This is a genomic window from Pseudoalteromonas citrea, assembly GCF_000238375.3.
In the GTDB taxonomy this organism is placed as follows: domain Bacteria; phylum Pseudomonadota; class Gammaproteobacteria; order Enterobacterales; family Alteromonadaceae; genus Pseudoalteromonas; species Pseudoalteromonas citrea.
In genome coordinates, this window is the sequence record NZ_AHBZ03000012.1 from 323,465 (window position 1) to 349,296 (window position 25,832).

18 protein-coding genes are annotated in these 25,832 nt (G+C 41.7%); 10 read left to right on the forward strand and 8 right to left on the reverse strand.

The genetic code is table 11. The annotated features are described in order from the left end of the window. The first annotated feature begins 27 nt into the window (after positions 1-27). Positions 28-876 (forward strand): hypothetical protein, encoded by an 849-nt coding sequence (locus PCIT_RS01640; protein WP_010361678.1) that lies wholly within the window; start codon positions 28-30, stop codon positions 874-876. A 61-nt stretch (positions 877-937) separates the two neighbouring features. Here PCIT_RS01640 and PCIT_RS01645 read toward each other — a convergent pair whose 3' ends face one another. Beyond that, positions 938-1,975 (reverse strand): helix-turn-helix domain-containing protein, encoded by a 1,038-nt coding sequence (locus PCIT_RS01645; protein WP_010361677.1) that lies wholly within the window; start codon positions 1,973-1,975, stop codon positions 938-940. A gap of 771 nt (positions 1,976-2,746) precedes the next feature. Between PCIT_RS01645 and PCIT_RS01650 the strand changes: the two genes are divergently transcribed. The 5 genes from PCIT_RS01650 to PCIT_RS01670 are packed head-to-tail and all read left to right on the forward strand — an operon-like array spanning position 2,747 to position 8,796. Then, the gene (locus tag PCIT_RS01650) at positions 2,747-3,580 is read left to right on the forward strand and encodes an alpha/beta hydrolase (protein WP_010361676.1); all 834 of its coding nucleotides are present in this window, start codon (positions 2,747-2,749) and stop codon (positions 3,578-3,580) included. A 23-nt stretch (positions 3,581-3,603) separates the two neighbouring features. Continuing rightward, the gene (locus tag PCIT_RS01655; protein WP_010361675.1) at positions 3,604-5,097 is read left to right on the forward strand and encodes a flavin monoamine oxidase family protein; all 1,494 of its coding nucleotides are present in this window, start codon (positions 3,604-3,606) and stop codon (positions 5,095-5,097) included. Between the two features lie 12 nt (positions 5,098-5,109). Continuing rightward, positions 5,110-6,804 carry a thiamine pyrophosphate-binding protein gene (locus tag PCIT_RS01660; protein WP_010361674.1) on the forward strand — a complete coding sequence of 565 codons (1,695 nt, stop codon included), beginning with the start codon at positions 5,110-5,112 and terminating at the stop codon, positions 6,802-6,804. Positions 6,805-6,849: 45 nt separating this feature from the next. Then, a complete protein-coding gene (locus PCIT_RS01665) occupies positions 6,850-7,779 on the forward strand; it encodes a twin-arginine translocation signal domain-containing protein (RefSeq protein WP_010361673.1) in 930 nt (309 codons plus the stop codon). Between the two features lie 6 nt (positions 7,780-7,785). Next, the gene (locus tag PCIT_RS01670; RefSeq protein WP_010361672.1) at positions 7,786-8,796 is read left to right on the forward strand and encodes a twin-arginine translocation signal domain-containing protein; all 1,011 of its coding nucleotides are present in this window, start codon (positions 7,786-7,788) and stop codon (positions 8,794-8,796) included. Between the two features lie 109 nt (positions 8,797-8,905). Here the strand turns inward: PCIT_RS01670 and PCIT_RS01675 are convergent, their stop codons facing one another. From PCIT_RS01675 to PCIT_RS01700, 6 genes are all read right to left on the reverse strand, one after another. Further along, the gene (locus PCIT_RS01675) at positions 8,906-10,276 is read right to left on the reverse strand and encodes a DUF3526 domain-containing protein (RefSeq protein WP_010361671.1); all 1,371 of its coding nucleotides are present in this window, start codon (positions 10,274-10,276) and stop codon (positions 8,906-8,908) included. Next, the gene (locus tag PCIT_RS01680) at positions 10,263-11,705 is read right to left on the reverse strand and encodes an ABC transporter permease (protein WP_010361670.1); all 1,443 of its coding nucleotides are present in this window, start codon (positions 11,703-11,705) and stop codon (positions 10,263-10,265) included. Before PCIT_RS01680 ends, PCIT_RS01675 begins: the two co-directional genes overlap by 14 nt. 59 nt (positions 11,706-11,764) lie before the next feature. Continuing rightward, positions 11,765-12,487, reverse strand: coding sequence for an ABC transporter ATP-binding protein (locus PCIT_RS01685; protein ID WP_010361669.1), 723 nt, complete (start codon positions 12,485-12,487; stop codon positions 11,765-11,767). A gap of 163 nt (positions 12,488-12,650) precedes the next feature. Further along, positions 12,651-13,103, reverse strand: coding sequence for a hypothetical protein (locus PCIT_RS01690; protein ID WP_010361667.1), 453 nt, complete (start codon positions 13,101-13,103; stop codon positions 12,651-12,653). A 15-nt stretch (positions 13,104-13,118) separates the two neighbouring features. After that, a complete protein-coding gene (locus tag PCIT_RS01695) occupies positions 13,119-14,381 on the reverse strand; it encodes an MDR family MFS transporter (RefSeq protein ID WP_010361666.1) in 1,263 nt (420 codons plus the stop codon). A 5-nt stretch (positions 14,382-14,386) separates the two neighbouring features. Further along, positions 14,387-15,208 carry a nicotianamine synthase family protein gene (locus PCIT_RS01700; RefSeq protein WP_010361665.1) on the reverse strand — a complete coding sequence of 274 codons (822 nt, stop codon included), beginning with the start codon at positions 15,206-15,208 and terminating at the stop codon, positions 14,387-14,389. A 165-nt stretch (positions 15,209-15,373) separates the two neighbouring features. Between PCIT_RS01700 and PCIT_RS01705 the strand changes: the two genes are divergently transcribed. Continuing rightward, on the forward strand, positions 15,374-16,543 hold the full coding sequence (locus PCIT_RS01705; protein WP_010361664.1) for an efflux RND transporter periplasmic adaptor subunit: 1,170 nt from the start codon (positions 15,374-15,376) through the stop codon (positions 16,541-16,543). Further along, positions 16,540-19,644, forward strand: a complete 3,105-nt coding sequence (locus PCIT_RS01710; protein WP_010361663.1) for an efflux RND transporter permease subunit — start codon at positions 16,540-16,542, stop codon at positions 19,642-19,644. Before PCIT_RS01705 ends, PCIT_RS01710 begins: the two co-directional genes overlap by 4 nt. Before the next feature lie 154 nt (positions 19,645-19,798). Here the strand turns inward: PCIT_RS01710 and PCIT_RS01715 are convergent, their stop codons facing one another. Then, positions 19,799-21,937 carry a TonB-dependent siderophore receptor gene (locus PCIT_RS01715; RefSeq protein ID WP_010361662.1) on the reverse strand — a complete coding sequence of 713 codons (2,139 nt, stop codon included), beginning with the start codon at positions 21,935-21,937 and terminating at the stop codon, positions 19,799-19,801. Positions 21,938-22,301: 364 nt separating this feature from the next. Here PCIT_RS01715 and PCIT_RS01720 point away from each other — a divergent pair, with 364 nt between their 5' ends. Both PCIT_RS01720 and PCIT_RS01725 read left to right on the forward strand, forming a co-directional pair. Then, positions 22,302-23,672, forward strand: coding sequence for a hypothetical protein (locus PCIT_RS01720; RefSeq protein WP_010361661.1), 1,371 nt, complete (start codon positions 22,302-22,304; stop codon positions 23,670-23,672). A 265-nt stretch (positions 23,673-23,937) separates the two neighbouring features. Beyond that, complete coding sequence (locus PCIT_RS01725) at positions 23,938-25,824, forward strand: PKD domain-containing protein (RefSeq protein ID WP_010361660.1); 1,887 nt, start codon at positions 23,938-23,940, stop codon at positions 25,822-25,824. The last annotated feature ends 8 nt before the right edge of the window (positions 25,825-25,832 follow it).

A 25,832-nucleotide genomic window follows, 5' to 3' on the forward strand; every position in this document is an offset into this window, starting at 1 on the left:
GAAACAAATAAAATTTAAGGAAATACTATGTTCAACCTACATAAAATCGCAGTACTTATTGGTCTTGGCATCACAACTGGCAGCGTAATGGCTAATTCACATGACCATGGACACGATCCAATACACAGCGAACAAGCGTTACGCGCAATTTTACAATGTATGACCAAAGTTGATAACACACTTGTGATCAATGGATGTAACTTGCATTTGGCCAATGGCAGTAATAAAACACACCAACACTCTGATGGCACAAGTTCAGCCAATGGACTAGGTAACCTTATTCTTGGTTATAACGTTATTAATACCTCCACAGGCACCCCTGAACAGGCTCATTCAGGCTCTCATAACTTAGTTATTGGTGATGGCCATAACTACCAATCAACGGGTGCCATTATCGCAGGGGCGAATAACCGAGTAACGAGCCGCTCTGCCGTGGTCGCAGGTGTCTTTAACCAAGTCAACGGTATCGCTTCGACGGTACTATCAGGCTCTTATCATGAAGTACATGGCGACTACAGCATTATTTTTGGTGGCGCAGCGAATACCATTGCCGCAGGCGTGAACTGGGGCAGTATTTCGGCTGGCGAGTCTCATAATGTCGAAGCGCATTTAGCCAGCATTGTTGGGGGGCGTCACAATACTGCAAAAGCACGAGCGTCGGCGATTAGCGGAGGCCAATTTAACGAAACCTCTGGTGAATACTCCGTTGTTGTTGGTGGCTCGCTGAACAAAGCCACAGCCCGCGCCGCAGTGGTACTTGGTGGCCGATATAACGAAGCCAATGGAGAAATCTCCACTGTCGCTGGCGGCCTAAAACGCAGTACAACAGGCAAACATGACTACCGAGCTGGGGCGAACTTCTTCTCTAATCAGTAAAGTGCATTAAGTCCTAATAACAGCAAAGCCATACTCTTTAGTATGGCTTTGCTGTTAGCTTTTAATGAGACAGTGATGGACTTTCAATGGCACAACTGTGCTTACGATATTCACTCGGAGTAACACCAGTATGTGCTTTAAACAATCGATTAAAGTTAGATTTACTGTTAAAGCCGGCATCATATGCCACCGCTAAAATCTTACAGCGACTTCGACATAACAGCCGTTTTGCTTCATCAATACGATATTGATTTACAAAATCGTAAAAACTCATTTGTAAGCAAATATTGAGCGTAGCTGAAACATCGGTGTTATTAATATCAATATGTTCAGCCAACTCAGACAGGCTCAACTGCGGGTTTAAAAACAGCTTTTCTGATTGCATCGCGTAAGTAAGCTTTTTAACTAAATCAGTATGCTCAGAGCACTTGAACTTTGTTTTCGGATTGCCATTTTCGTCTTCTAATGGCGATAGGCCTTGTACCGTATAAGGTTTAACTAAATTAAGATAAGTAAGAATAAATAAACCAACGCACATGGGAATATAACTGGCTAGCGACACCCATTTACTCAGTGGAACTGGTAAGGTGTTATCGATACAGAGCACTGAAAAAACAATGACCCAAGTACTCAATTGGTACTGACTCAACCGCCGTAACCATATTAAGTTTTTACGCGAGTCTGGTGTTAACGGTTGCAGCAGAATATACCTTAAAGTATATAGTGAGTAACCCAAAGCGCACACTACGCCAAAACAAAATGGCCAGCTAAGCATAAATAAGTAACATGCCGAAATGGGTAATAGGTGGAAAATATCGTTGTGAGAAAGCCGCGCTCTTTGGACTAGTGTTCTAGCATACAAATAAAAGATTGGGCCATAAAATGGGTCAAAGGTAAGGTAAGACTCATAGTGTATGATGTTAAAAGCAATCAATGCGACTTGAACAAGTTCTAAGGTAAAAAACATGACCCATACACTTAGCAAGTGACATGCAGAGGTTTTAGATTTATTGGCAAGCAGCAAAAAGCACAGTAAGCAGCCCAGCAATAGTGTTAATACATAAAAATTACGCGTAACCTCAATAAAAAACTGTAACACTTCAATATTCCTTATTTGACTCTGTTACAGAAATAGACCGAGCCACAAAGAATAAATTACAAGTAATTACAAAATAATTACAACCCAGCTACTTAACATGCCAACTCACTTGCCTATCGCACTGCAGCGTTCACTATATTGACAGTTATAGGGTATAAGTAAGATCATTATCGTATAAGCGTTTATATCGATACTACAGCCACCGTCCCCCATCAACTTAACCACATTAAATAGAGTGTATCCACAGCCCTTTTCTTAGGAGTAACTAAATCAAACGGGTCATGCTGACATCGCGAAAAGTACAGTTTACTTACAGTTATAAAGGGAGCACCAATAAAATACTCTAAATTCCATAAAAAATATGAAATAAATTCATGGTACTTTAAACAATAATCATTACACCATTTCACTAGGAACGATGCAAAAAGTGAGACTAACAAGCCATTTTTTATTTAACGGCACAAGGAACTAAGAATTATAAAATTGGGGGAATATGATATTTTATAAACAAAACTAGTCGAAAACTTACCAGTTCACTTTATATCTAGTTCAAATTAAAGACAGCACGCCAAAAAACTAAAAAATTGCCTTTATTATAAAAAAGAGAATAATAAACAACACCCCTATTATTTCCTGAAAGATTACAAAACCAACCCTTATTGTTAATATAAAGATAACAAGCGACCCACCTTGTTTTGCTGGTGTTGTTTTTGAGTTTCATTTTTGATACAATAGAAACAACTGAAAAGCTTGTTTTTAAAAGGAATCATTATGAAACTAAAAGTTTGCTGTGCTCTATTCTCTACTGTCATTGTCGCAGGGTGTAATACAACCGAGCATAAGCCTATACAATACAAAAGTCTAATTGATCATAGTTCAGAAAAGCACAACTCTGTGGTTTTTATCCATGGCGCACACCTAAAAGGCTCTTCTTGGTCACTGGTGCAAAAAAACTTTGCCAAAATTAATATTCCAACTCATATCATTGACTTACCTGGCAGGTCCCAACCTCTCAGCCCTGAAAGCATAACAATCACATATGCTGCACAAACAATGTGTAATGAGTTACAACAATTACCACAACCCCTTTCTCTAGTCGTGCATAGTCAAGGCGGTGCCATTGCACATAAAACATTGACTTTGTGTAATGACATTAAAGTTAATGACATTGTTTATATCAGTGCCGTTGCACCTATCAATGGCGCAAAACCATTTTCTTTATTAAGCAAGGAAGATGAAAAAAACTACTTTTCAGGTATAAAATATGAAGGTGGTTGGATGAAAATTTCTAACAAAACCGCTTTTGTATCTTCATTTACCGACTCCCAATCTCCAACACTGCATGCAATGGTCATAAATAACTCAGTCGATGAGCCTGCAATCACAGGGGAAGGTAAAGTTCAACTGAACAAAGAAGCACTTAAAGACATCAAAAAAAGTTATATTTTCGCTAAAAATGACAAAATTATTTCCTTTGAATCTCAGCAACGTATTGCCCAATCGATAGATATACAAAATACGTACACGATAAATTCAGGGCACCTTCCCATGCTCACTCAACCAGATGAACTGGCAAAAGCCATTGTCGCCGCGCTGAAATTATAAATATTCGCTAAAGGATTTAGTAAATGGAAAGTCATGCTTTTAATACGACAGCCTCACCGCTTGAGCTACTCAAGCGTGTAAGAAACCTTGCCAGCAACAGTTTACGAAACGGCCCATCAATCACTATTATTGGAGCTGGAATCGCGGGCTTAACCTGTGCTTACGAGCTTAAAAGGCTTGGTGCAGACATCACGCTGCTTGAAGCAGATCAAGGTCATATAGGTGGACGCGTTAGAACCCTAAGAGAATCGGATAAACTGTACTCCGAATTAGGTGCGATGCGGATCCCCACTTTACACCATTTAACTCGCCACTATATTGAAGAAATGGGCCTAACACTGCGACCATTCGTTCAAGAAAACACCAATACCTTTACAATGATTAGAGGGCAAAAAGTACCCCGCAGCCAAGCTGGGTATGAAAGTCTCAAAGCTCACTTTGCTCTAAGTGAAAAAGAGCAAAAAATGTCTGCTGATGATATGTGGGATCTTGCAGTGACGAATACGCTGGCATCATTAAATGATGAAGAACAGCAGTCTTTGTATCATAAGCGTTTCACCACGACCAAACTCAAATCACTGGATGAAATGTCCTTAAAAGACGCCTTTAAAAAAGCAGGATTAAGCTTAGAAGCATTAGAGTACGTATCTGCAATCTATGGGGTTTCAACATTACTGCATACTTCTTTTACAGAGCATTTGAGAGAGCAGTTAGAACGCGTATGGTATGAAGGATTTGATGAAATTGTTGGTGGCACAGATTTATTACCCAACAAACTCTACGAACAGATAAAAAATACCATTGACTATAAGTCTGGTGCAAAAGTGGTGGCTGTCAAGAATCACCACAACAAGGTAGATGTTACTTACCAACTTAAAGATAGATCGAAACATACCATTAGCTCCGACTTTGCCATCTGTACTTTACCTTTTGGTGTACTTGGTAAAGTTGATTTCGGTAATTCTATTGATCATAAAAAGTCCAGAGCTTTTGCCCAAGTTCATTATGACTCAGCAACCAAAGTACTGATCAGAACAAAAGATCGCTTCTGGGAACTTAAAGAAGGCATTTATGGGGGAAGTACCATTTACGATGTAGGCCTAGGACATACATGGTATCCCGCCGACAACGCAAAAACAAAAGAGTTAGCAGTCTCTCAATCACCGAGTTACTTATTGGCATCATACACTTGGGGTCAGCATGCGCGCAGGGTAGACACACTGAACAATTATGAATTAAAAGAGCTCATTTTCACTGAACTTAAAAAGGTTCATCCATACTTAGAGTCTGATGATATTTTAAGCGTCTACCGATGGAGTTGGAGTAACCATACACACTCTGCGGGTGCTTACGCCTTCTTTAACCCACGCGACCACCAAGATTACTTTGCGCTCATGACCACGCCTGAAAACCGTTTGTGTTTTGCCGGTGAGCACTGCTCTGTTTACCACTCTTGGATACAAGGCGCTTTAGTATCGGCGCTTGAAACAGTTCTATATTTAAATCAAAAAGTATAATAAGGAAATAACATGTCTTATACCGTAGCTGAGTTTATAACACTTAGACTAAAACAACTCGGTTGTTATCACGTATTTGGGGTACCAGGCACTTCGTGCTCTGATTTTATCGACAGCCTTGTTGTCGACCCAGATATGAAATTCATTAACAGTGTCAATGAATTGGAAGCAGGGTATGCCGCAGATGGTTATGGAAGACAAGGCTCATTAGGTGCCGTATCAGTGGCCTATGGTGTAGGTACCCTGAGTATGGCCAATGGCGTTGCCAGTGCTCTGACGGAAAGGGTCCCTCTGGCAGTGATCAATGGTGGTCCAACTGACAAAGACCTGCGTTTAGAAGCACAGTATGACGTTTTATTTGCACACTCTACAGGGTTTGGAAAAACAGACCTCAATGTATTTAAAGAATTAACCCTCGCAGCAGAAGAGATCCGGGTTATCGAAGGTGCAGCCGAGCGTATTGACCAACTGTTAATTACAGCCATAGAGCAATCTGGGCCTATTTATATTGAAATACCTCAAGATATGTGGAAAAAGCCGATCGGTCACTTTTCCCCAAACCTTTCCTATAGCGCCAAACGCTTTGACTTAGGTGTTAAACCATTTATTACTGCTGTTGTTAATAAATTAGAACAAGCAACAAGTCCAATAGTAATACTTGGTGCTGAATTGGTGCGCTTTGGGCTCATTGATGAGGCATTGCAATTTGTTGAATCTCAAAATCTTCCATTTTATACCACCCTCTTATCCAAGTCTTTGGTAAGTGAATCTCACCCGTTATTCTGCGGTGTGTATGACAGTGACCTTGCTCCATCGACTGTCACCCGTGGTGTAGAGTCATCTGATTGCGTAATTGCTTTAGGATGTTTATTTGGTATAGACCACCGATTTATGGTGACATCGCTCGGTGATAACCTGATCAGAGTCGCTTTTAATAAAGCGATGCACGGCAGTACCGTACTCCCGAAGCTATCTTTGGGCACGAGTTTAGAGGCACTAAATAAGCTGTCAAAAATCGTCGTTGAAAATAGAGAGATCTCATCAGTTGCGGGGCTGTCATACCAAGAAAGGCGCGCAAAATGGGGATCCAAGTTAGCACCCGATGCCTACACGGGGACATTAGGCCATGATGGCATATTCGCGGCAATTGGAGACTTTTTAGATGATGTCAAATCACCCTACTATATTTGTTTAGATACATGCTTAGCCAGCTTCCCTGGTGCTGATATTCCAGTTATCGACACGCAATGCTTTTTAGCAAACCCTATTTGGTTATCTATCGGTCAAGGCACTCCCGCAGCAATTGGCGCTTACTATGCAACAGAAAAACGGCCATTAATTGTGACCGGTGATGGTGGTTTCCAGATGGTTTCGCAAGCCTTTTCTTCTTTTGTACAAAACAATATACCCGCTATTGTGGTCATTATTGACAATGGCTCTTATGCGATTGAGCAGTTTCTTATTGATGGCTCATTCTTTACAGAACCCGGTACCCCACCTTTAGATTATGTCATGTTAAACGGATGGAAATATGAAAATATGCCACATGTTTACAATGGCGGTATTGGTCTGCGAGTCACCACTTATCAAGACCTACTCGAAGCACTGCAATATGCTCATGCTCGCCCTGATCAGCCCTGTGTGATTGCAGCGCAAATTCCTATGACAGACCTTCCCGCAGAAAACCGCGAGTTCTTAGGTATTTAAATGTCCCTCGAGGCAAAATGTTACTTTAATTACAAGGATGAAAAAATGATATTGTCGCGGCGCACATTTTTAAAAAGCAGCTTAGCACTTGCAGGAGTCAGTACTTTGAGTGCTGCTGCATCGCCATTGCTTAGAGCCGTATTAAATGAGAATAATAGCTACCGTGCTATCTACCTCAATAAATATCGCCAGACCCAATTAATTGAGTTATTGGCAAAGCAATTACATATTTATCCCGACTCAAACATTCATGACAGGGTAATTAACTATGTCGAGATGTTTGATGATGAGGGGGTGATTTATCAGCAGCTCGCTAATTTGCTGACAAAAAATGCGATAAACCTCAACTTAACAAATATGCATCGTTACCAAGACCAACAAGTTCGGTTGACTGCTTTTTTAGATGACCTAACAAGCACAACACCCATTGATGGATATATTAGTTTTGGTCTACCCAGCGGTAACTTCGATCCAATTTGCCACGTTGCAAAAGTAAATGGCGCTAAATTTACCGTGACTCAGAAAACCCCAACGCTATTTACTCCATTAGAACGTGCAGACTTCATTGGTACCTCATCACCCATTGAGCTTAATCATGATGACCTAAGTATGATCAATACGCATCAAACTCAATTTGCTGCCGTTTACGATGGCCCACATAACTACTCACAAAAAGTATTCAGTGCGTTAATGAAAAATTTAATGAACACACTGCCAAATAATGGATATTTAGCCATGCGCTTATTTGATGTTAAGCAACCAATAGACAACCATTTTGTCTCAGTCTTCAATGATTGGAGCAACTTATTAAGTGGAAAGTCTTGGCAAGAAGCTAAAGCGCAAAGAGCACGAATGCAATCTATTCAAGCTTGGCATAATGAAGTCGCCCAGTTTGGCTTTCGCGTTAAAAATGTGCATGCATTGGCTCCAGATAGTGTTCTCCCTGAATACTTGGCAATCTACGAAAAGGTTTAATAATAAATGCAAAATTTCACAGGAAATGCCCTGTCTAGGCGTTCATTCCTAAAAACAACCGGACTAGGTGTAGGTATCTTAGCGACCAGTGCGCCGAGCATGGCTTTACATAACACCATCAATCAGCAAGAAGGCGCTGTTGCCACAGGCACACTCAAAAATGCAGGGCTATTAGAGCAAGCTCAAGTGTATGAGCAATATACGACTCTAGTAGATGCTCTAAAATTACCGAGTATGAGTCACCGTAAAATATTAATCGTTTTAGGCACTGTAACTAACCAGCCTTATCCACACAGTGTGGACAATAAATTGCTATTTGCCAGCTTAAAGCATTTAGCGATGCAAGGTGTACAAGCCAACGATATCACCATTGCTTATTCAGCTTCGAATGACTTGCCGACTTCATCAGTCTTCATTCATGCAGCTCAACAAGCTTTTGGTGCAAACAATCAACGGCCCAATTACATCAATACGAACAATCTAAAAGTGTGGCACTCGCTAGATTTAAATAACTCGTTGCCTAAAATAAACGTAGCCCCTCAGGCCGCTGCTGCTGACAATATTTTCTATTTAGGCCAACTCACTGACGAAATGGGCAGATTGATCACCCCACAACATGCAATTGCGAGTGTATTGCTTGAGGATAAATCTGTTGCTCAATACGCTGCGCAATTAGATGACTTAGTAGAACTCAAAGCCATAGTTGATGTGGTTTTCTCCAAAGTGAATCTGATAGCGAATAATACCACGCGCTTTATTGCTGAAAACGCCGTTGGAGAACGAGAGGTGATACAGGTACACCCTGGTATACTTAACATGTCTAACAATATGACTAGTCAGCGTATTTTTTCACAAAGCTACTTAAATGCCCTCATGAAAAAGCCAACTAAAAGAGCATCTAATGCATCTAAACTGACCTGGTTACAACAGGGTGCAACTCGGGATCCATTAACGATGCAACAGATAGAGTCTGCACTTGCAAAATCAGGAGTCGAGCTCAAAACTGCGCAAATATAACCTTCACCTGTACAAGAGTCGTATAAATGTATTTAGATTATGTTGGTGTAAATTAATGGTAAAAACAAAATGAGCGCATAAATGCGCTCATTTTGTTTATTAGACCTTATTAAGCAGGTCGAAGTTGTTTTAGCCGCACCATTGCCGCCAAAGCGATAGCAAACACACACAACATACTAATAAATAGCACCCACATATTCTGTGAGGCACTGCTTTTCATTGTCGATGTTTTTGGTTCAAACAAAATAAAGTTATCGACATCTTCTTTACTTATTGCTTTGTTAAAAAACAAATAGTCATAAAAGAAATGCCGCATTTCATTATGGTAATTCACAATATCTTGTTGGTAATCAGCTTGATCGCGACTACTGGTATTTGCCAACTGATTCAATTTCAGTTGAAAATATAACGCCGGAGACAAGGCACTCAAAGTTTGCAATTGCGCATGTCTACGCTGGTTATTCGCAATATACTCTTGCCACTGCTGCTGTACCGCCAAGTCACTCATATGTTGTTGTGCATAATACCACTTCCAATCAAAGGCCTCACCCAATGGGGCTGTGTCACGCCAACGAGGTTCATGCGTTAAGAATTCGTCTAGCGTCGCTTGCTTATCTTTATCCCAACCATCATTCAATACCAACCGTTGTTGTAAGCTGATCTCTAGTGGCGCCTCCGTTTGAAATTGGTTTGATAAATATAAATGTACGGCACCTGGGATCAACATCGCAAATAAAACCCAACTGCTTAGATAAGCCAAACTATTGACCACACTGCTTTTGTCAAAACTCATGATCAACCCGGCAACAGAGAACCAAAAAAGCATATATAAGCTTGTCGCAGTGAGTACAAGCCAAAACACACCATCAAAAGGCAAAGACAGCAATAGAGCAGCACTTAACAATAAGCTCACCACCAGCAGCCAAATAACCATAAACCGTAAGGCAATTTGCTTACACAGCTGACTAAATGCGCTTTTGGGCAATGCATTTAACAGCCGCCAACGACCGGCATGCTGCTCATCAGAAATGAGAGTTACCGTCATGATCCCAATAACCAAAGGTAACAAGAATACCAGTACAAACCCCAGATCAAGTCCGCCTGTACGTTGCTGTGATGGGTTAACAATTTCTCGGTTGAATATTTGGCTTTGTAGTGCGGTCGCTCTTATTTTAGTCGCAACCATTGATGACTGGCTTTCGCCAACAAACAATGCGGCCCAAGGGCTGAGCTGCCACTTCGTCGGTGCACTGGCATAATAAGCCAGTGAACCAGCTTCCGGTAAAGATTCACGGCTGGTAACATGCTCACGTTCTTTTTGAAAAACCACTTTAGATTTATACTGATCAATACGAATATTCTTATAGCCTTGCGCACCTTGATAAATCGCAAAAACCCCAGAGATCAGAAACAAAACAAGCACTAGCTTATTAATTTTACCAGAGAATAACCGTTTGCATTCGAGTTTAAACAGTAGCATAAATCCTCCGCTGCATACCTTTGGTGTTTAAAGTAATGAACATCGCAATAACCACCAACAAAGGCAGTAACCATAGCCAAGAAAAAACACTCAGCGACCAAGTTAAATCGGGTGCCTGATAACTAAATGGCTTAAATTCTTGCCAATATGACTTATGTACCTTTTGATCTCGGTCATTGTGATGATCGATCTCATTAGTATGAAGTTGGTTCAGTTTTTGAATACGCGCATAACGATGTGCTTCAGCCTGTTGTTCAAAATCTAAAAAGTGTTTTGTATCTGTGCGAGTCAATGCCATTGAGAAATCACGTACAAATAAGTAAGGGTTTAACCAATAAAATTGACGAATAAACTGCTGCTGAGCAGAAAACTTTTCTAGCTGCTTCTCATAATGCTTATTGTGGATCTGCGCGTTTAGCTTTTCACCTTCTTGCATTACCAACCCTTTATAATTAATTGGCAATTCTTCAACCGTATCAACACCATACTTTTTAAGGGTTTCGGCTCTAAACTTGCTAAAATAAGGGTCGTCTGGGTTATGGCTATTACCGACTTTTCTATTGTCTAACTTCACTGCAAGCTCAAAGTCGTTTCGCTTTTGGTGAGGGTTTTGGGTATGCGCAAACTCAGCCAACATACGTGGCATTAATATCGTCAAAATAAACCATATTGACGTCAATAAAACCAAAGACTGTTTTGGCTCCTTGACATAACTCGATATAAGCAATGTCAGCCCAATCCAGAACAAGCAATACAAAAGATAGACACTGAATAAAAGCAGTAACCTCACCACGCCTTCTGAGGAGAAAGTCGCACCCGCGCTACTTGCCAAAACAAGTGATAATATAAATACGGGTAAAATGAATACAACCGATAAGAGTAAGTAGCTTAAGCTTTTTCCAGTAACAAGCTCTCTAAACGACACACCCATCGACATCAACTGTCTTAATGTGCCACTTTTTTGTTCACCACTAATACTGGCAAACCCTAAACCAATGATCAGTAGTGGCCAAATCGTTAACAATATATTGGCACTGCTTAGCTCTGAAAAACGTAGGAGTGTGCCACCGTCTTGATCGTTGGCGAAATTGGCACTGTTTTGCTTATGGGCTTCAAGGAAAATGCTATCCCCTACCCATGCATTTACACCAAGATCAAAAAAGCTCAACGCACTCGGTGGACGAAATGCAAAATGACCAAAATGCGCCACACGATGTGGATGTCGGTCAGGCTGTGCCTGCCATTGCTGCTCAACAAGCGCTTGAGCCGTGCTCTGTGTTTGTACACTTTGTTGAAATTGCTGCCAACCAGTATACAAAGCGACTGCCAGTAGCAATTGAATCATGATGAAGAGTAACCATAAGCTGGGGCTTTTTCGCTTACTGGCCAGCTCATGCCGAAATATCTTCATTACTTTTTTATTAATCATGTCGATGTACTTCCTGTATAAATACTTTCACACTCATGTCACGGAGTAATTAAGCCCCCTTAACTGGCCTCTTTAATCTCGCTTTTTCCTGAGATCAACTCGTGATATTTATTCTCTAATGTAGCAATAGAAAGTTGCTCGTTGTCTAACAGCGTCAACAGCCGACCTTTATCCATAATGCCAATTTTGTTAGCCAAGGTATGCGCACAATAGAAGTCGTGAGTAACCATCAAAATCGCGGCTCCCTTTTTAGCTAGCTGATCGATGATTTTTATAAACTCACGCGTCGCACTTGGATCAAGCCCTGAAGTCGGTTCATCTAGTAACAGCACTTTTGCTTGGCGAATAATGGCAAAAGCAATGCCGACTTTTTGCCGCATCCCTTTAGAATAACTCTTTAATGATTGTGCACGCGCACCTTGCTCTAACCCAGTTTCATCTAGTGCAGCATTTATTTGTTCATCTGAGACTTTTAAGCCCGATAAGCTTGCAAGGTATTTCAAGTTTTCTATGGCATTAAACTCTTGATAAAGATTCACTTGCTCAGGCAAATAAACCAGCTTATCTTTACTACTATCGTTACTGTGAACATCTGCGCCATCGATTAATGCTTGACCGCTGTCAGGTTGTAAAAAGTTTAGGAATAAATTAAGCGTGGTACTTTTACCAGCACCATTGGCACCTAAAAGGCACATAATTTCACCTTGTGCCACTGTAAAGCTTAGGCTATCGAGCACCTGCTTATTTGAAAACGATTTACTTAAATTTATGGCTTCTAACACAAAAACACTCCTTTAACGAAAAATCCGCTTGCAGCTAAAACCATGTACAGTATTTAAAGTGCGTACATGTGTTTCGCGCTGAAGCGGGATCATGGAATAGAAAAACGACCAGCAATGTTTAGTTATAACATAACAACAGTTGTTTAAATAGAAACAATTTACTTTACATAGTAGGTACTAGGAAGCTTGCGGTGCCAGTGAAAGCACCCCCTTCAACATGAATTTGCGCATTTTTATAATAAACCAATCCTTCTGAAAGCTGCTTTTTACAATGTTTTGGGAAAAACCCCTCAAACCGAACCGCTTCAGTGGTATTAATTGAACGTTTAAATTTGATGTCTAAATCACGTAGATATACTTCCCCTGCTTTTTTGGTCATTTTGTTGTCCCAACAACCATAAATAATACCTAGCTGAGAAATCCAGATCATGGCACTTTGTGCACTAAAGTGAAATTGACCATCTCCAGGCATTTGGAAATGTTCAACATCGATACGCCCATCGATATAACCTGGCTCTAACGAAACAGAGCTGAATGACATTCTTTCTTCACGCCAACCATTTTCTAAATAGTCTGACATGTAAGCGCGTTGCTGATCTGAAGTAAGTTGAATCATAATGTGTTCCTTAACTTAATGGGTAGATGGGTTAGTTAACTGACTGTCTTTTTGCTCGACACGTTTGGGCATTAGCAACGTATGTAATACTGCGGTCACGAGACCAGTCGCCATTAAGCAATACCATGCTAACTGTTCGCTAATCTCAGCTAGATCAAATGCAAAACCAACGATACTGCTGCCCGCAATAAGCCCTATGCCAGCAAATAGGTAGAAAAACCCATAATGAGTGGCCACAGACTTGTTGTTTGCCAGATCAGATATCTGGCTCATAATAAAAGGAAAACTCACCATAGTACCGACAGTAAAAACGACTGCGAGTACACTCAATGGTACGTAATAAAGTAAGCCAGTTTGAAATGGCCAATTGGGTATTAAAGTCGCAAAAGATAGACCCATTAATGCAATACCAATACTGATCCAATGCTGTGGCGTTAACCAACGTTCACAAATTCGAGTCACTGGGAATTGTAAAAATATAGAGATAATCGCACACAAGGTAAGTACCCAAGCAACATCCTGTTGCGCTCCTGCTTGATTAACAATATGAATAGGGATCGCAAACGAGATTTGATTGATGAGCATAAAATATCCCATCATAATGGCTGAAAACTTTAAAAACCCTCGGTTGCCAAGTACACCCGATACCATGGTTTTGATATTACTCTTTTCACCCGTATTAGAGGCAGGCTTAGCGCTCTTTGCTTTCGATGCGCTAGGTAATAAAACACTAAAAACAAAGGTAAAAAGTAAAAATGGCAGCGCAGCCGCAACGCATAAAATGTCAAACCCAACATTCAGAAGTAATAAGCCACAGACAGGGCCCAAGAGCTCACCACCATTTCGCGCAACTCCCACCAGCGAAAACATTTGTGCTCTGCTTAACGTCTCTTGTTTAGCAAAATACGCCTGAGCTGCGGGGGTAAATAATGCACCAGCAAAGCCCGTTAAAAATGCAGCAAGAAATAGCACTGGGGTAACATCTGCAAATAAAAATAAGCAAAAGCCAATCGCGCGCAATAAGCAACCAACGACAATCAGTGGCTTAGCACCATATAAATCTGCGAGTAACCCTCCGACCAAAAACAGACCTTGCTGACAAAATGAGCGAACGCCCAAAACAATACCAACCAAAGTGGCACTGAGCAGTAAGTCTTGCTTTAAATAACCAGCCAGAAATGGGATCAGCATGTAAAAACCCAGATTAAAGATAAACGCCGCTGATAACATCCAGCGGTATTGACTACTGAGTTTTAAATAAGAAGAAAAAATCGACATTGAGATTACTCTGGCTTTTGCGCAATCAAAATAGAGTGAAAATTATCTGCGTAAGTTTGCACTTTCAGCTTTAACTGAAATGGCAACAACCCTTGCTCATCGGTACTTGGGTAAAGTAATGTACGCAAATTATATGCAGTGCGAATAACTAAATGCGCACCAGGACGCATGTTCTCAAATAAGTGCTGAATGATTTTGCCTTTGATTTTTTCATCACCCACCAATGCCGCAAGCCATATTACATCATACTGGTCTAGCTTCTCTTGCACACAGACATCGTTATGAATAAAGGTCATTTGATTATCTGGTTGTAACGCATCACATACCGACTTCCCTAATAGCAAATCAGGTTCATTAATATCAAGGTTATCTACGGCTAAGCCCGCGTTAAACAAAGCCAAAGATGTTAAAGGTAAAGCGCCCGATCCAACCATAAGTACCCTGTTCACTGCATCACTAGATAGTGAGTTAATCGCACTTATCTCAAGGGTTGTAGCTCGCTCATAATGCTGATAATACGGGTATTCTTGTGTTAATAGTGCGTGTGCATCTTCGCTTTCTACCAGTCGTTCAGCCCAATGCCTTTCATACAAACTCGACGCCTGGCTAAACAGCTGCTGGATCCCAGGTTTAATGTCTTGAATTTGTGGTTGCGCCAACACATGGTCTGCAAATTCGCTGCCGTGTTCATTCGACAGTAAATCTAAAAATCCATGAAATTTAACCATGCTGTCTGGCGTGATTGAAAGTGCAGACATCGCTTTAATATTTTTGTACCCATCGGCTATCAAGGCCGCATGAGTAGTTACAGAGTGAGGTATGTTCATAAGTTAGTTGTTACTGCATTGCCCCTGTTTTTATGTTATAACATAACTCATGAGTTACCTATGTGTAAATTGGTTTTTATGATTATTTTCATTAATCTTAGCGCCTTAAATTAAAATGGTAACAACCTATTTACCTTTAACATAATTAGTAATAGAGACTTAGGCATGACAATTACAAAAAACACGTCATTTTTTATGCGCTACAAACGCGTTTGTATTCTGCTGTTGGTGTTACTTTGCGCAGTTATCGCTTGTGCGGGGCTATTTACAATGGCAGGCGACACCGTACAACTCAATCCCGAAGTCGATACCCGGCCAAAAGTCTCTGTGCGCACAATGAAACCCATTGATTACCAAACTACGCTTCGCCTTTCTGGGGTGTTTAAGCCCGCAGAACAAACCGATATTGCCTTCGAATTACCCGGCAAGATTGCGTCACTCCATCGTAGTTTTATAGTTGGAGGTATTGTTAAACAAGGCGATTTACTGGCGACGCTGGATCCGTTTGATTATAAAACGCAAGTCTTAGAAAAACAGGCAAGCTTTGCCTTAGCACAAGCCCACTTATCTGAAGAACTCGCCAAGGCTGAAGTCGCTAAAAAAGAATGGGCTAACAGTGCACATATCCCCGCTTTAGCCCTAAGAGAGCCACAAGTGGCAAGCGCACAAGCACAGCTAAAAGCAGCAAAAGCCAGTCTGTCTCTGGCTGAAAAAAACCTCTCTCGAACTCAATATTTCGCGCCTTATGATGCCCTCATAGCAGCACGTAGCGTAGGCCTTGGGCAAGTTATTTCAAAAGGAGAAACGCTGGGGCAAATAGTAAATTTAAGCTATGGGGAAATACATATTCCAGTTGCGGGTTTTGAACAACCTTTTATACCATCGCTCCCAGCGAACGATGTGCAAGTTCACAGTGACGGTGTGCAACGACAAGGCGTGCTCACACGTCACATTGGACAGTTCAATGACGCAACAAGAATGGCTAACTACATCGTTAAAGTTGACGACCCCTATGCGTTAAATAGTCAAGATCCCCCGCTATACTTTGGCCAGTTTCTCGAAGTAAACATCGCAGGGAAAATCCTTAAAAATGTGATCAAAGTGCCTCAAGAGTGGATAAAAAACCAAACACTTTGGTTACTCTCCCCTGAAGGTGCACTGGTAAAAAACTCTGTTGACGTGATAAGGGAAGAACAAGGCTTTGCGTTAGTAAACGCCCCAACTCAGGCAAATTATCAACTCGTTACTCAACTCCCTGAGTACCCTCAATCAGGCATGCAAGTGAGACTCTGGCCTAATCATACACAATTGGCTGAGCGAGGAGAAAAACAATGACCCACCCACAGGGCCTGATCGCCTACTTTGTACGCCACCCTGTCGCGGCAAACTTATTAATGTTATTGATAGTATGTATGGGCGTATTGAGCTATCAAAGTATACAGCGACAAACCTTTCCAGTGTCTGACAACCACAGAGTCACCATTAAAGCAACTCAGTTAGGTGCATCCGTCAAAGAAATAGAAGAGAATATACTGGTTAAAATCGAACAAGCTTTAAAACCACAAATCGGCATCAAACGGGTACTAAGCACCGCAATCCCGTCACAAGCGAAGGTGGAAATAGAGTTAAATAGTGGTGAAAACATTGCCGCGAGACTGGACGAAATTAAGCTCAAATTAGACAGTATTGCCAGCTTTCCTGTTGCAATGGAGCCACTACTTATTTTTGAAAATGCGCAACAACAGCGCGCCCTCAGTATTGTGGTGTCAGGCCTGTCAGATCCCCTCTTACTTAAAAAGCTGGGGAATGAGATCAAAACAGAGCTACTCCAGCTCAAAGACATTTCCCATGTTAACTTATCCGCAATGCCAAACTATGAAGTGTCTATTGAGATTTCCCCAATAAAGTTGCAAGAGTTCAGTCTTAGTTTGTCACAAGTAGTGCAAGCCATACAGTCGCACTCAGACAACCTGTCCGCAGGGCACATTAAAACCTCAAACGGTAATATTTACTTAAGGTTAGAAGAGCGTCGTTACCATGGTGATGACCTGTTAAATGTTCCTGTAGTGTCTGGCTTACTAGGCGAGACCATTCGTTTAAGAGACATTGCAACCATTAAAGATGGGTTTACCGAAACCCTAGATGAAGGCCGGCTCAATGGCGAGCGTGCCGTTTATATTATGGTCGATGCGTCAAAAGAGCAATCACTCACACACGTTGTGACGACCGCGCAAGCCTACCTAAATGAAAAGCGCCGCTCGCTGCCCAGTGAAATTGAACTCTATGAGTTTGTTGATGTAACATTTTACTTAGAAGGCCGTTTAAACATGATGCTAGAGAACCTTGCTCAAGGTGCCATTTTAGTATTCATTCTGCTGGCTGTCTTTTTACGAACACGACTTGCGATTTGGGTCATGATTGGCTTACCCGTATCAATGCTTGGCGCTTTTTGGTTAATGCCATGGCTTGGCATCACGATTAACTTGGTGTCTTTATTTGCCTTTATTATGGTACTGGGCATCGTGGTTGATGATGCGATAGTCATAGGTGAAAGCGTCTGTGACCAAGTTGAAAGCCATGGCCATGACAACGAGCAAGTGATACTCGGCACGCATAAAGTAGCTATGCCCGCCACATTTGGGGTATTGACCACCATCGCCATATTTATGCCATTTATGTTAAGTTCGGGACCCAACTCAGGGCAATTTATTGCTATCGCGGGGGTCTGTATTTTATGTTTACTGTTCAGCTTAGTAGAATCTAAATTGATTTTACCCGCGCACCTTGCCCACACACGTATGCCTAGCCTTCCTAACTCACACTGGCGAGTACGTTTTAATAATCACCTTCAGCACCTATTAAGCAGCCGCTTTAAACCAGTATTAAAGTCATGTATACATCACCGATATGCCGTTATTTTGGCGTTTGTATCACTGCTCGTTGTAACTGTCTGTTTAATCGTTACAGGGTTAGTACGATTTGTGGCAGTACCCAAAGTGCCGCACGACTTCCCTTCTATTAATATTCAAATGAACCAAAATGTTTCTGAAGCACAGACTTTGGCTGCCGTAAAAGAGATTGAAGCGATGATCCAACGTGTTGAGCGTGACACCATTGCACAAACTAACCAGCCTATGATGAGAACGATGTACACCCGTATTGATCACTTAACTGAAGCTGAAATTGTGGTGCCATTGGTTGCAGAAGCAGAACGTCCGTTCGACACATTTGAACTCGCCAGACGCTGGCAAGCTGAATTGCCAAACATACCTGGTGTGAAAAAGTTCACCATTGAGTCAGACGTTATTGATATTGCTGAAAAAGGAGATTTGGAATACCGGCTGTTTGCAGACGATATACAAACATTACAGCGTGCCAGCCAAGACTTTATTGCCCAGCTGACTCAAATAAAAGGCGTACACAGTGTTTATTCCTCGATGGACAGTGCACAGACAGAATACAAAGTAAAACTCAAGCCCATTGCTTATCAGCTACAACTGGATGCGAAAACCGTCACAGAACAAGTCGCAGTAAAATTTTACGGCCTTGAGCTACAACGCGTTATGCGTGAAGGCCAAGAAGTCATATTTATGGTACGAGGTGCACGCACCGACAGAGAGAACATCAGCGCGTTGGCGCAAACCCTTATCACTTTACCTAATGGCGAGCAGGTGTTTTTTGGTGATATTGCAGAGACCATCGAAGCGCCTAGTGTTGCTAAAATAGAACGAGAGCAAGGCTTTCAGGTAGTGACTATCAGCGCTAACGTTGATGCACAACAAGCACAGCTAAATACAGTATCGAGCAAGATAGAAGCGGATATTCTGCCAGCGGTGACGAGTCGCTATACCGGTGTGACAACTCAGCTCGGCAGCACTTTGTTAGATCAACGCAACGAACGCAGCCAAATGCTGACTTTTGCGTTAGTTGGTTTGCTGGTAATTTACTTATTGCTAGCCTTACCCCTTAAAAGCTATGTGCAACCATTGATTGTGATGTCGGTTATTCCATTTTCAGTGATTGGTGCGTTATGGGGGCATTTCTTGTTCGGTTATACATTAAGTATCATGTCAGTTTTTGGTATTGTGGCAGCCGCAGGTGTGGTAATAAATGATTCATTGGTTATGACTGATGTCATAAACCGAAATCGCGCCAAGGGTATCGCATTAAACGACGCCGTCGTGCAGGCAAGCATTTCACGCTTTAGGGCAATCCTACTGACATCATTGACCACCTTTTTTGGGCTTGTGCCCATCATGTTTGAATCAAGCTTACAGGCACAATTTGTGATCCCAACCGCCATCTCTTTGAGCTTTTCAGTGCTCTTCGCAACGGTGGTAACTCTTATCATGGTGCCATGTTTATATGCAGTACTAGAAGATGTAAAACGCCTGCATTTACCCTTGATACGCAGGCTTAAAGTGCAAAACGCTTAGGAATGAGTAAGTGTATAAAATACAATTAGGCGAGTGTTAAAAAAGTAATTATCAGCAACCATAAAATGAAGAAAACTAATAATTTATAAAAATAGAAATTAAGAACCCATAAAAAGACATGCCTTGGTAAACGAGTTACCAAGGCATGTTTATATTAGAACTTATAAGAGGCTGAAAGCAGTACCTTACGTGGCTCACCCGGCTGAACCCACATTTGCGTATACGAGTTAGTATAGTGTGTGCGGTCAAACGCATTATGTACTTGCGCTTTTACGGTCCACGCTTTATTTACTTCATACTTAGCAAACAAGTTAAATACCACATACGACGGCAAGTAAAAATCACTACCGCGTTGACCTAAACGCTCATCAACATACTGAAAACCTAAACCTGCTGATAAGTCATTGCCATACACGTTATAGTGTTGACTCAGTTGTAAGCTCGCTGAATGCTCAGGAATGTTTAATAACTCATCACCCGCTTTAATACCCACATAAAGGCCTGTATCTAACGCGTCCTTTTCAACTTGAGCATCTAAGTAAGTATATGAAAAGCGAATTTCAGCATCTGCTGGTAATTGACCGGCAATATCTAGCTCAATACCACGGCTACTTGCTTCACCAATCGCGGTTTCAAATCCTAAATTTTGTATGTCAGCCACAATAATATTAGTTTGGTCGCTGTCAAAATAGGCAAGGGTAATATCTAATGCGTTATCTAATAATGACCACTTAGTACCAAGCTCAACAGACTCAGTTTGGTTCGGCTCAAAGCCATTACCTTGATAATCAGCACCAAAGTTTAAGCGGTATCCTTCACCATACGTTGAGTATAAAGAAAAGTTATCTGTGAACTGATAGACCAAACCTAACTGCGGGCTAAAGTGTTGCTCAGACTGATCTAGCGTAATATTACGCACTTTGTCATTCGTTGTTTGCTTTAACCAATCAAAACGGCCACCAATACGTATTTGTAACGAATCAGTCAGGGCAATTTGGTCTTGAATATACAGACCTGTTGCTGATTGGTTTTGCTGACGTACAATCACTGGCATTGGTGTTGGTGGAGTATGTAGCCCATATACAGGGTTATGAACATTCAGTGCATACAACTGCGCATCAGTTGGATTAGTGCTAAGTTTAGGTGCACGTGCTACGCGGTAATCTCTGTCAAACTCAAACCGGTCATAGTCCACACCCGCAATAATATTATGCTTAAAGCCACCCGCTTCAATATCACCCGCGATTTCAAAGCGTGCTACATATTGATCCGTATCATAAGCTCTTTCTCTGTGCTGACGAGTCAATGTTTGACCGTCATAGAACAGCTTTTGACGTGAAGGCGACATATCTGCATCACTTGATAGACTGTCTAATTCAGTTTGCCTAAATGCCACAGCAGAACTCAACTGCCAGACCGAATTTAGGTCATATAGCCACTGTAATTGATGTCCGTGAACCATCGTCGTGGTAGGGCCATCACCTGGTTCACCTAAAAAGCGCTCAATAGGCATAAAGTCAAAGTTACCGCCGGGTGCAATAATGCCTCGGTCAAATGGGATCTCTTGCTCAGCATATTCTAATTCATATGTCCAAGTAGAGCGGTCACTCTGGTCGAACAAAAATGAGGCTGTAACGCCTTGTTTTTGCGTTTCAATGGTATCTCTAAAGCTATCTTCTTGCTGATAAAAACCAATAAAACGACCCGCTAAGTTATCAGCTAGAACCGTATTTACATCGGCTTCTACGCGCTGATGCTTGCGACTACCTAAAGTTAATTCTAATTCACTTGATGACTCAAAAGTTGGCTTTTTAGTTACCAAATTAATTGACCCACCCGGCTCACCACGGCCAAATAACGCCGCTTTTGGCCCTTTAAGTATTTCAACACGTTCGATGCCAGATGCATCTCTTGGTCCAGAAAAACCACGACCTGCGTTGAAACCATTCACTAGATAGCCGCTGGGTACATTCTCATCACCAAAAAAGCCGCGAATGGCGAAGCTATCCCATAGCCCCCCCAAACTATTTTGACGACTTACTGACGCCGATAAATCTAGAACCTGTGTTAATCCAGTCAAACCGGTATTTTCAATTAGGTCAGCATCAAGTTCGAGAATCGCTTCTGGCGATTGTAAATGAGTAAAATCGCCACGGTAAGCTTGACGCTCACCAGTTACTTCTATTTTCTCTACGTCTGAGTCTTGAGAGTTTTGAGCTGCGTGAGAAGAAAAAGCCGCAGCCAATGAAAGTGATAATACGCTTAAACGACAAGCATAAACTAAGGGTGTCATTATCAATCCTTTATATTTGATATGTTATAACGTTTTGGGTACTTTACCATGAGTATGAGAAGCTGTTAAGAATTAATCCGCTTTACTGAATAAATCACAAACCATTTGAAATAGAATGAATATTTGACAATGTCAGGTGCTATACCTGCTAAGTTGAAGACATTTCGGTTACGTTGTCACCTGTTACAATCGCTACAAAAACCTCTCGATACTGCACTTCCCCCTTCAGGATATAAAAAGATATGCAATAATGATCAGCCCGCTTCAACCAAAATAAAGCCGTGTTACGCAACATAAATCGATGTAACTCAAGCATTTGTGCTAAACTATAAGAGACATTCAACTCAGGAGGCAGTTACCAAGAGTGAGTAGAGCAAAGCTAAGCCAAGATGAAAATCTATCCTTCAAGGTCAACTATCAACTTCTTCCTAAAGAAACCAATCAACTCGACCTGTATTTTTCAATCCCGACAGACATGGGGATCAATGCAAATACACTTAATGAAGTTGATTTCTTTAACGCCAATATAAAGTCGCACAGTGCTTATTACTCTGAGCAGCTGCATTTACCCTTGGTTCAAAGTCGCTTTATTAGCCAAACCAAACGAGAAAAAACCGGTTACCGACTTAACCTAAACCTATTTTGCTATCAGCTCAGGATCGCGCTTGATGCCGACGTAAAAGCCACACTGCAACTTAAAGAACCCGACGAGTTCTTCCCAGCGGCTGCTTTATTGGTAGAACAAACGGAGCGCTTGCTGAAAAATTTAAGGCGCTACACGCCGCCTGATAACAAGCTCAAATCCTACTTTCAAAATGCCGACAACTACTTAAGCTGGCATACCGAGCAAACATTCTTAAAGTTACTGTCGAGAGGTCCTAAATCGAGTGAATTTAGTGATGAACGCGCAGCGCTGATTGATTTTTGTCAGCAAGAAAGTCAATATCGCACTGAGCAAACATATAACTCGCAAGTGACATTAGACGACCCAAATCGCATCACCAATAAAATGAAGCTACTTGAACGGCTGATTGAGTATGGGGTGGTATTTAATAAGCAAACCACTGATTTAACCTTAAACTTAAAACGATTAGTTAAAGGGCTCGTAACCGGTGTGATCATGGCATTTGTAATGTTTATTGTGCTTAATGCCCGCTCTAATTTTCAAGAAGTCACCGTTGCCCTTATCGCCCTACTGGGGGTTATTTACGGGTTAAGAGAAACATTCAAAGAAGACTTAACCCAATGGGCATGGCGCAGGATCCAGCGAAAACGCCCTAAATGGCGTAATAAATTTAAAAACTCGGTAAACGACGATATCGTCTGTACACAAACCATTTGGCTTGAGCATATTCGCAAAAAAGACGTCCCTTCTGATGTGAATAAATTACTCAAACAACGCAGACAGCAAAATAAGCAAGCGGCGCATTTAATGCACTTTTGCAGTAAAAATCAGGTTCATGTCAGTGAGTTTTTACCCGGCTATGAGGAAGTACAGCAGCGCATTACTTTTAACATGGCGTCATTTGTTCGCTACCTTAAAAAAGGCGCTGGAAAGCTCTATGCTTTGGAAGGCCAAAAAATATCAAAAAAGTCGGTAGAACGGCGCTACCAAATAAACCTTGTACTGCGTTTTTCAACCGACCACAGTACACAAATAGAACGCTACAAACTGACCATGAATCGTTCTGAAATTGTTGCGATAGAGCTGATGGATGAGGCTGCTGCAGATTAATTCATAAAAGAGGCAGTCACGTGACACTGACAAGCATCAATCATAACTTAGTGCCAAAAACCTTGACCGACTCACTGAAAGTCGACGGAAAAAAGAGCCACCATTTAAAGCTGGTGAACGGGTAAAGCTATCACTTCTATAGAGTAAAATTCTTGTACCCACCCTGTTAAGTCACACTTAAAAACTTGATCGCAACCTTTAATTAACATACATTTGTTGTGTTTTGTTCAAAAACACAACAACTAAAATTAAAGGATAATAACTTATGATACCGTGTAAAGTTCGTAAGGCCGTGCTTCCTGCATGTGCATTACTTTTGTCATCAGCGACTTTTGCTGGTGTATTAGACGCTTCAGCGCAAAAAACAGACATCGCTAAAATTGTCTCTCATCAGCTATCGCTTAATGCGGGGCACGCTGGGATCACCACTCAAGATGTTAAAGAGCATATTATTAATCACCCTGATGCACAGTTTATTAAAATAAACTTTGCTCAGTTGTCGTTACCTGAAGGCGCATACATTGAAGTCAGCAATTTAGAAGGCACAGAAAGCTATCGTTATGACCACAATGACAGCGATGTCAAAGCCTCTATGTCGGTATCATCCGATACAGTAAAAGTAACATTGGTTTCGCCTAGCTCAGTACAGTGGGGTGAAAATCATGGTGTTGAAATACAAGACTTCTATGCCGGCTTCTCTGATTTTGAATTGGCTGAACGCGCCGCTATGTTTGAAAGTGGTGATATTCAGCCTAACTCTACTTGCGGTGTGAATGAGCGCCAAGACGTTGCCTGTTGGGAAACATCTCACCCAGTTGAACATGAACGTAGTCGCCCAGTTGCACGCCTGCTAATTGGGGGGCGCAGCCTGTGTACAGCATGGCGTGTTGGTGCCGACAACCACATGTTTACCAACAATCACTGCTTTAGTAGTGCCGCAGATACCAAAAATGTCGAAGTGTGGTTTAATTACCAGCGTACAGGCTGTGGTACTGGCACAACCAATACCACAGTGAAAGTAAATGGCGACCAGCTTTTGGCCACAGATTATGCGCTAGATTACACCTTATTTACTGTGCAAGAGTTTGAAAAAATTAAACAGTTTGGCCACTTTGGGCTAGATGCTAACGCACAAATTCAAGGCGAGCGTATCTACATCCCTCAGCATGGTGCGGGTAACCCGAAAGAGTTGGCAATTGAAAGTGACTTAAACTCAAATGGGCTGTGTCAGATTGACCAAACCGTCACAGCAGGTCGTGGCAGTAATACCGACATGGGTTATAAATGTGACACCACGGGTGGCTCTTCAGGTTCACCTGTACTCTCAGCAAAAAATAACAACGTGATTGCCTTACACCATTATGGTAATAGTACGCAGTGTACAACTAAATTAAATCGCGGCACACGCATTGAGTTAATTTGGCCAAAAGTAGCCACCCATTTTGGTGGTGTGTTACCAGTAGGAGATAATGGTAACACAGGCAATAACCCGCCAGTTGCCCAGATTACGACACAGTGTACAGAATTAACCTGTCGCTTTGATTCAAGTGGTTCGTCTGACTCTGACGGTAATATTGTCGCGACTGCGTGGGATTTTGGTGATGGTACAACAAGTACGACTGCTGGTTTAGTCACACATACTTATCAGCAAGCTGGGAAATATAACGTCTCGCTGGTCGTTACAGATAACGACAACGCGCAAGACAGTGCCGTAGTTGAGGTGACAGTCACGGCAACAGGTAACCAAGCGCCTGTAGCGGACTTCACATATTCAGCTAATGGTCTGGCAGTAAACTTTACCGATGCTTCAACAGATGACTCAGGCGTTATCGGGTATTTATGGGCGTTTGGTGATGGCAATAGCAGCCAAGTGCAAAACCCATCTCATGCCTATGTTGCAGCAGGTACTTATCCTGTGACACTCACTGTGACCGATGCACAAGGTGAACAATCCACTAAATCAAGTTCAGTTGTCGTTACTGATAGCAACTGTAATGTTGGCGCATGGGATAGTTCAGCTGTTTACCTCACCGGTGATCAAGCGTCTCAAAATGGCAGTGTTTATGAAGCGAAATGGTGGACACAAGCTCAGTCTCCAGCTGATTACTCATCTACATGGGCAGTTTGGAAGTGGTTAAGAAACTGTAATTAAGCGATCTA

What these genes read in the sequence shown, in the direction of transcription:
- PCIT_RS01640 (WP_010361678.1), top strand. Translation starts at nt 28, where the DNA reads ATGTTCAACCTACATAAAATCGCAGTACTTATTGGTCTTGGCATCACA.
- PCIT_RS01650 (WP_010361676.1), top strand. Translation starts at nt 2,747, where the DNA reads ATGAAACTAAAAGTTTGCTGTGCTCTATTCTCTACTGTCATTGTCGCA.
- PCIT_RS01655 (WP_010361675.1), top strand. Translation starts at nt 3,604, where the DNA reads ATGGAAAGTCATGCTTTTAATACGACAGCCTCACCGCTTGAGCTACTC.
- PCIT_RS01660 (WP_010361674.1), top strand. Translation starts at nt 5,110, where the DNA reads ATGTCTTATACCGTAGCTGAGTTTATAACACTTAGACTAAAACAACTC.
- PCIT_RS01665 (WP_010361673.1), top strand. Translation starts at nt 6,850, where the DNA reads ATGATATTGTCGCGGCGCACATTTTTAAAAAGCAGCTTAGCACTTGCA.
- PCIT_RS01670 (WP_010361672.1), top strand. Translation starts at nt 7,786, where the DNA reads ATGCAAAATTTCACAGGAAATGCCCTGTCTAGGCGTTCATTCCTAAAA.
- PCIT_RS01675 (WP_010361671.1), bottom strand. Translation starts at nt 10,276, where the DNA reads ATGCTACTGTTTAAACTCGAATGCAAACGGTTATTCTCTGGTAAAATT.
- PCIT_RS01680 (WP_010361670.1), bottom strand. Translation starts at nt 11,705, where the DNA reads ATGATTAATAAAAAAGTAATGAAGATATTTCGGCATGAGCTGGCCAGT.
- PCIT_RS01690 (WP_010361667.1), bottom strand. Translation starts at nt 13,103, where the DNA reads ATGATTCAACTTACTTCAGATCAGCAACGCGCTTACATGTCAGACTAT.
- PCIT_RS01695 (WP_010361666.1), bottom strand. Translation starts at nt 14,381, where the DNA reads ATGTCGATTTTTTCTTCTTATTTAAAACTCAGTAGTCAATACCGCTGG.
- PCIT_RS01700 (WP_010361665.1), bottom strand. Translation starts at nt 15,208, where the DNA reads ATGAACATACCTCACTCTGTAACTACTCATGCGGCCTTGATAGCCGAT.
- PCIT_RS01705 (WP_010361664.1), top strand. Translation starts at nt 15,374, where the DNA reads ATGACAATTACAAAAAACACGTCATTTTTTATGCGCTACAAACGCGTT.
- PCIT_RS01710 (WP_010361663.1), top strand. Translation starts at nt 16,540, where the DNA reads ATGACCCACCCACAGGGCCTGATCGCCTACTTTGTACGCCACCCTGTC.
- PCIT_RS01715 (WP_010361662.1), bottom strand. Translation starts at nt 21,937, where the DNA reads ATGACACCCTTAGTTTATGCTTGTCGTTTAAGCGTATTATCACTTTCA.
- PCIT_RS01725 (WP_010361660.1), top strand. Translation starts at nt 23,938, where the DNA reads ATGATACCGTGTAAAGTTCGTAAGGCCGTGCTTCCTGCATGTGCATTA.